Source organism: Burkholderia sp. E168m23, assembly GCF_016586125.1.
Lineage (GTDB): Bacteria > Pseudomonadota > Gammaproteobacteria > Burkholderiales > Burkholderiaceae > Burkholderia > Burkholderia orbicola.
In genome coordinates, this window is sequence record NZ_BCPP01000283.1 from 1 (window position 1) to 7,218 (window position 7,218).

The window sequence follows — 7,218 nt, forward strand, 5'->3', positions numbered from 1 at the left end:
GGGCGGGTGGCGGCCGAGCTGATAGCCGCCGGGGCCGAGATCCCACGGCTCGGTGATCAGCTTGCGCTGCGCGAGCACCGGGTCCTGCCGCAGCGCATCGAAGAACCCGGCGCCCGGCTCGAAGCCGTGATCCTCGCGGCCGAGCGTCACGCCGAGATCGAAGCGGAAGCCGTCGATGTTGAACGCGGTCGCCCAGTAGCGCAGCGAATCCATCACCATCTGCACGACGCGCGGATGCGACATGTTCAGCGTGTTGCCGCAGCCGGTTTCGTCGACGTGGTAGCGCGGATCGTCGGGCCGCAGCCGGTAATAGCTCGCGTTGTCGAGGCCGCGCCACGACAGCGTGGGCCCGAGCTGGTTGCCTTCGCACGTGTGGTTGTAGACCACGTCGAGCACGACCTCGATGCCGGCCGCATGCAGCTGGCGCACCGCGATGCGCATTTCGTCGAGCCGCCGCGTCGTCAGGTACGACGGCTCCGGCGCGAAGAACGCGGCCGTGTCGTAGCCCCAGTAATTGCGCAGCCCGCGTTTCACGAGTTCGCGCTGCTGCAGGAACGCGTGAATCGGCAGCAGCTCGACCGTCGTCACGCCGATCGACAGCAGGTGATCGATGAACGCCGGATGCGCGAGCGACGCGAACGTGCCGCGCTCCGGCGGGCGCAGCCCGGCGCGGCGCATCGACGCGCCGCGCACGTGAGTCTCGTAGATCACGGTGCTGCGCCACGGCACGTTTGGGCGGCGGTCGTTGCTCCAGTCGAACGCTTCGTCGACGACCACGGCTTTCGGCATCGCGGGGGCCGAATCGCGGCGGTCCATCGACAGGTCGGCCCGGTTCGAATGCACGCGATAGCCGAACAGCGCGTCCGACCAGCGGAACTGGCCGACCAGCTTGCGCGCGTACGGGTCGAGCAGCAGCTTGGTCGGATTGAAGCGATGGCCGTGCTGCGGCTGGTACGGGCCGTCCGCGCGGAACCCGTACACGGTGCCCGGATGCGCATTGGGCAGGTAGCCGTGCCACACCTCGTCGGTGCATTCGGGCAGGTCGAGGCGCGCGAGTTCCTTGCGGCCGGTCGGGTCGAACACGCACAGCTGGATGCGCTGCGCATGCGCGGAAAACACCGCGAAGTTGGTCCCGAGGCCGTCCCAACTGGCGCCGAGCGGATAGCTGCGGCCGGGTTCGAGACGGTCGGGCAGGGCGGTCGGCATGGGGTGGATCTCCGTGTCGGGGAGGTGAGTGATCAGGCGGGGGTCAACCAGAGCGTCGCGAGCGGCGGCAGGCGCAAGCTCGCCGACCACGCCTCGCCGTGCGCGGGCACCGCTTCGGCCCACACGGCGCCGTCGTTGCCGGCGTTGGTGCCGCCGTACGACGCGGCATCGGTGTTCATCAGTTCGCGCCAATGGCCGGGCGCGGGCAGGCCGAGCCGGTAACCGGCGCGCGGCACGGGTGTGAAGTTGCAGACGGCGACGACCAGGCGCCCCGTATCGTCGCGGCGCGCGAACGCGAACACGCTGTTGTCGCGGTCGTCGCCGATCAGCCAGGCGAAGCCGGCCGCGTGGCAGTCGAGCGCATGCAGCGCCGGCTCGGCCGCATACGCGCGGTTGAGATCGCGCACGAGCCGCTGCACGCCGCGATGCGCGGGCGCGTCGAGCAAATCCCAGTGTGGCGTCGCGTCGTGCGCGAACTCGCTCCACTGCGCGAATTCGCTGCCCATGAACAGCAGCTTCTTGCCGGGGTGTGCCCACATGAAGCCGAAATACGCGCGCAGCGTCGCGAGCCGCTGCCACGCGTCGCCGGGCATCTTCGCGACGAGCGAGCCCTTGCCGTGCACGACCTCGTCGTGCGACAGCGGCAGCACGAAGCGCTCGGAGAACGCATACACGAGCCCGAACGTCATCCGGTCGTGGTGATAGCGGCGGTGGATCGGGTCTTCGTGCAGGTACGCGAGCGTGTCGTGCATCCAGCCCATGTTCCACTTGAAGTCGAAGCCGAGCCCGCCGTCGGCGGTCGGCGCGGTGACGCCCGGCCACGCGGTCGATTCCTCCGCGACGGTGACGACGCCGGCCGGCGCGGCATCACCGTGCAGCGTGTCGTTCAGCCGGCGCAGGAACGCGACCGATTCGAGGTTTTCGCGGCCGCCGTACACGTTCGGCACCCATTCGCCTTCCTTGCGCGAATAGTCGCGGTACAGCATCGACGCGACCGCGTCGACTCGGATGCCGTCGACGTGATAGCGGCGCGCCCACGCGAGCGCCGACGCGACGAGAAACGCACTGACCTCGGTGCGCCCGACGTTGAACACGCAGGTGTTCCAGTCGGGGTGCATCCCCTCGCGCGGGTCGGCATGCTCGTACAGCGCGCTGCCGTCGAATTGCGCGAGCCCGTGCGCGTCGTTCGGAAAATGCGCGGGCACCCAGTCGACGAGCACGCCGATGCCGGCCGCGTGCGCGCGATCGACGAAGCGCGCGAAGCCGTCGACCGGCCCGAAGCGCGCGGACGGCGCGAACTGCGCGAGCGGCTGGTAGCCCCACGAGCCGCCGAACGGGTATTCGGCGATCGGCATGAACTCGACGTGTGTGAAGCCCATCCCCTTCACGTACGGAATCAGCCGCTCGGCGAGTTCGTCCCACGTCGCGCTGCGGTCCATCTGTTCGGGGATGCGCTGCCACGACTCCGGATGGACCTCGTAGATCGACCACGGCACGCGGTAGCGGTCGTCGTGGCGCGGCCGCGCGTGCATCCAGCCGTCGTCGTGCCAGGCGAACGCGTGGAGCGCCGCGACGTCGGCGACCACCGACGCCGTGCGCGGCGGCGCCTCGGTCGCCCGTGCGCACGGATCGGCCTTGTGCGGCAGCACGCGCCCGTCGGCCGCGACCAGCTCGTACTTGTAGCGCTCGCCCGGGCCGATGCCCGGCACGAACAGCTCCCACACGCCCGACGGCCGCCGCAGCCGCATCGGATGGCGGCGGCCGTCCCATGCGTTGAAATCGCCGACCACCGACACGCGCTGCGCGCTCGGCGCCCACACCGCGAACCGCACGCCGTCGGTGTCGTCGATGCGCACCGGTGTCGCGCCGAGGCAGTCGAGCACGGCTTCGGGGTCGCCGGCCGAAAAACGCGCAAGCGCTGCTTCGTCGAGCAGCGTGCCGAACGCGTACGCATCGTCGGTCACCTGGTGCGCATCCGGCCAGTCGATCGAGAGCAGATAGTGCGGGGCGCCGCCATCGTGCGCGATCGTCCCCGCGAAGCAGCCCGCGCGATCGACGCACGCGAGCGTGCCGAGTTCGGCGCCGTCCGGCGACAGCGCGCGCACGCGCTCGGCGCCGGGCAGCAGCGCCCGCACGACGATCCGGTCGTCCTGTTCGTGCGGGCCGAGGCACGCGAACGGGTCGGGATGGCGGCCGGCGAGCAGCGCATCGATATCGGCGCGTTCGAACAGCGTATCGGTCATGGGTTTCCTCCGTCGTCGGGCAGCACGCCGTCGCCGAGCAGCCGGTCGACCAGCGCCGCGAGCCCGCCGACCGGCACGCTCAGCCAGTCGGGCCGGTTCGCGGCTTCGTAGCACAGCTCGTACGACGCCTTGTCGATCAGGAACAGTGCGAGCAGGCGGTCCGCATAGTGCGGATCGACGAAGCGCGCGGGCGCGAGGTCGGCCGCCGCGCGATAGCATTCGACGAAGCGGTCGGCCGCGGCCTGCCCGAAGCGGTCGAACAGCGCGCGCTTGCGGCCGGCCGCTTGCGGCGGCGCCTTCTCGATCGCGAACTGCGCGGTCGCGCTCACGTACGACAGCGAGCGCAGCAGGCCGGCCACGTCACGCAGCGGATGCGATTTCGCGCGACGCCGCTCGAGCGGGCGCGCCGGTTCGCCTTCGAAGTCGATCAGCAGCGCGTCGCCCTGCACGTCGAGCACCTGGCCCAGATGAAAATCGCCGTGAATCCGCGTGCATTGCGCGTCGAGCGTGCGCGGCACCAGTTCGCCGAGCGCCTCGACGGCCGCGTCGCGCGATGCGAGGAGCGCGTCGGCCGACGCGCGGGTGGGCGCATCGAGCGCGTCGAGCCGCGTGCGCAGCACGTCGAGCGCGCGTTCGAACGACGCGATCGCGTCCACGCACCAGCCGTCGACGTGATCGGGCGTCGCGCGCTCCGGTGCGAACGCGGGATCGTCGGACGGCTGCGCGAGCGCGACGTGCAACTGGCCGAGCCGCGTGCCGATGATGCCGGCGAACGCCGCGTAGCCGAGCAGTGCGTCGGGTTCCTCGTCCGTTTCGGCCGCCTCGCCTTCGTCCGCGGCCGGCAGCGCCAGCTCGTCGATCGCGCGGCGCAGGAAGTCGAACGAGCGCGTCCACGCGTCGCCCTGGTTGTCGACGTAGCGCTGCAGGATCGCGACCGTATGCGGCGTGCCGTCCGGGTCGACGTGCACGACTTCGCCGGCCAGCGTCGCAGTGTTCGCATAGCCGATGCGCGTCAGGTGCCGGCTCATTTCCGCTTCCGGATGAATGCCGTGCGCGACCTTGCGCACCAGCTTCAGCACGATCGCGTCGCCGATCACGAGCGAACTGTTGCTCTGCTCGGCCGCGAGCCAGCGCACTTCCGCGTCGTCGCCCGGATCGAGCCCGGCGAGCGCGTCTTCCGGGAGAAAGGTGAGCCGGCCGCCGTCGGACGTGGGCACCGTCGCGCCGTCGCGCAGCTTGCGCAGCATCCCGCGCGCGAACGCCGGCAGCGCGAACGCATCGGTCAGGTAGCCGACCGTATGGCCGCGCCGCACGCGCGCCAGCGCCAGTTGCGCGAATAGCGGATGGGACGTCTCGCCGCCCCACGCGGTCGCGAGCGGCACCACGTAGCGCTCGACGCCGCCGTCGCTCGCGGACACCCACGCCTCCGCATACTGGAACGGCTCGTCCGGAATCGGCGTGACGACGTTCAGCCACGCGTCGCCGATCTTGCGATCCTTCGATGCGAACCAGCGCCGCCGTGCGAGCCACGACGCGAGCGCGTCGTGCGCCAGCGCGTGCAGTTGCGAGACGTCTGGCCGCGTATCGCCGCGCCGCATCACGAGCGTCACGTATTCGGGCAGTGGCTCCGCATGCGGCTGCCGCCACGACGGCTCGCGGCCATGCTCGGCGAGCACGAACCACAGGAACCCGTACGGCGGGAAGGTGAGGAGATACGGGAGCTGGCCGATCGGCGGAAACGGCGAATCGGACGTCATCTCGATCGGCACACGGCCCGCGAATTCGGACAGGTCGAGTTCGACCGCCTGCGACGCGCGCGACAGGTTCGCGACGCACAGCACCGGCTCGTGGCCGTCCAGCTCGCGCAGGTACGCGAGCACCTTGCGGTTCTCCGGGCGCAGGAAGCGGATCGTGCCGCGCCCGAACGCCTGCGACGCGCGGCGCGTCGCGAGGATGCGGCGGGTCCAGTTCAGCAGCGAGTGCGGATCGCGCGTCTGCGCCTCGACGTTGATCGCGTCATAGCCGTACAGCGAGCCCATCACCGGCGGCAGCACCAGCAGTTCGGGGTCGGCGCGCGAGAAGCCGCCGTTGCGGTCCGACGACCACTGCATCGGCGTGCGCACGCCGTCGCGGTCGCCGAGGTGGATGTTGTCGCCCATCCCGAGTTCGTCGCCGTAGTAGATCACCGGCGTGCCGGGCATCGACAGCAGCAGCGAATTGATCAGCTCGATGCGGCGCCGGTCGCGCTCCATCAGCGGCGCGAGCCGGCGCCGGATGCCGAGGTTCAGCCGCGCGCGGCGGTCGCTCGCATAGGTCTGCCACAGCAGGTCGCGCTCCGAATCGGTGACCATCTCGAGCGTCAGCTCGTCGTGGTTGCGCAGGAACACGGCCCACTGGTTGCTCGGCGCGAGCGCCGGCGTCTGCCGCATGATGTCGAGGATCGGGAAGCGATCCTCGCTCGCGATCGACATGTAGATGCGCGGCATCAGCGGGAAGTGGAACGCCATGTGGCATTCGTCCTCGTTGCCGAAGTATTCCTGCACGTCTTCCGGCCACTGGTTCGCTTCCGCGAGCAGCATCCGGTTCGGGTACTCGGCGTCGATCGTCGCGCGAATCCGCTTCAGGATCGCATGCGTCTCGGGCAGGTTCTCGTTGTTGGTACCTTCGCGCTCGACGAGATACGGCACCGCGTCGAGCCGCAGCCCGTCGATGCCGAGGTCGAGCCAGAAGCGCATCACCTGGATCACTTCGCGCACGACGGCCGGGTTGTCGAAGTTCAGGTCCGGCTGGTGCGAGTAGAAGCGGTGCCAGTAGTACTGGCCGGCCACCGGGTCGTGGGTCCAGTTCGACGTTTCGGTATCCAGAAAGATGATCCGCGTGCCCGCGTATTTCGTGTCGGTGTCGGACCACACGTAGTAGTCGCGATGCGTGGATCCCGGCTTCGCGCGGCGCGCGCGCTGGAACCACGGATGCTGGTCCGACGTGTGGTTGATCACGAGCTCCGCGATCACGCGGATGCCGCGCGCATGCGCTTCGCGGATGAAGCGCCGCACGTCGGCCAGCGTGCCGTAGTCGGGATGCACGTCGCGGTAATCGGCGATGTCGTAGCCGTCGTCGCGGCGCGGCGACGGATAGAACGGCAGCAGCCAGATCGTGTCGACACCGAGTTCGGCGATGTAGTCGAGCTTCGCGATCAGGCCGGGGAAATCGCCGATGCCGTCGTTGTTCGAGTCGTAGAACGACTTCACGTGCACCTGGTAGATGATCGCGTCCTTGTACCACAGCGGATCGTCCGCGCAGAGCGCGGGTTCGCGGCGGCGCGCGCGGCGCCGGCGCGGCGTGCCGGCCGGCGCGAGCGACGGGAATTGCGCGCGGCGCACGTCGTCGAGGGAATCTTCGCGTTTCATCATGCATGCGCTCCCGAAGGGCGGCGGGCGGAGTCCGGTTCGGGTGCCGCCGCCCGCGCGGCGCCCGGAGACGGCGCGAGCCGCCAGATTGCGTACGGCCGCACGTGCGGATCGAGCGACACGTACTGGCGATGGCCGCGCCAGGTCTCCGCGTGCGCGGCGTCCTGTTCGAGCGCATCGAGCGGTTCGCCGTCGGCCAGCCCGAGGCCGCGCCACAGCGCCGCATCGAGCGTGAAGTTCGCGGCCTGCGGATGCCACGGGTCGAGGCTGATCGCGACGATCACCACGCTGTCGAACGCAGGTGTGGCCTTCATGAACACGAGCACCGAATCGTTGTCGGCCTCGACGAACGTGAGCCCGAG

Annotated in this window: 3 protein-coding genes and 1 pseudogene; all 4 read right to left on the bottom strand. The window is 70.0% G+C overall.

From position 1 onward, the window contains the following. Nucleotides 1-1,206 (bottom strand): glycogen-debranching protein (locus JMF90_RS16275; protein ID WP_268905979.1); only part of this gene is annotated, 1,206 nt, incomplete at its 3' end. Nucleotides 1,207-1,238: 32 nt separating this feature from the next. Then, complete coding sequence (gene glgB / locus JMF90_RS16280; protein ID WP_201317307.1) at nucleotides 1,239-3,449, bottom strand: 1,4-alpha-glucan branching protein GlgB; 2,211 nt, start codon at nucleotides 3,447-3,449, stop codon at nucleotides 1,239-1,241. Next, on the bottom strand, nucleotides 3,446-6,856 hold the full coding sequence (treS, locus tag JMF90_RS16285; protein ID WP_201317312.1) for a maltose alpha-D-glucosyltransferase: 3,411 nt from the start codon (nucleotides 6,854-6,856) through the stop codon (nucleotides 3,446-3,448). The genes glgB and treS overlap by 4 nt, the downstream gene beginning before the upstream one ends. Next, nucleotides 6,856-7,218, bottom strand: a pseudogene (locus JMF90_RS16290) (alpha-glucosidase C-terminal domain-containing protein); the annotation flags it as partial. The pseudogene JMF90_RS16290 and the gene treS, both read right to left, overlap by 1 nt.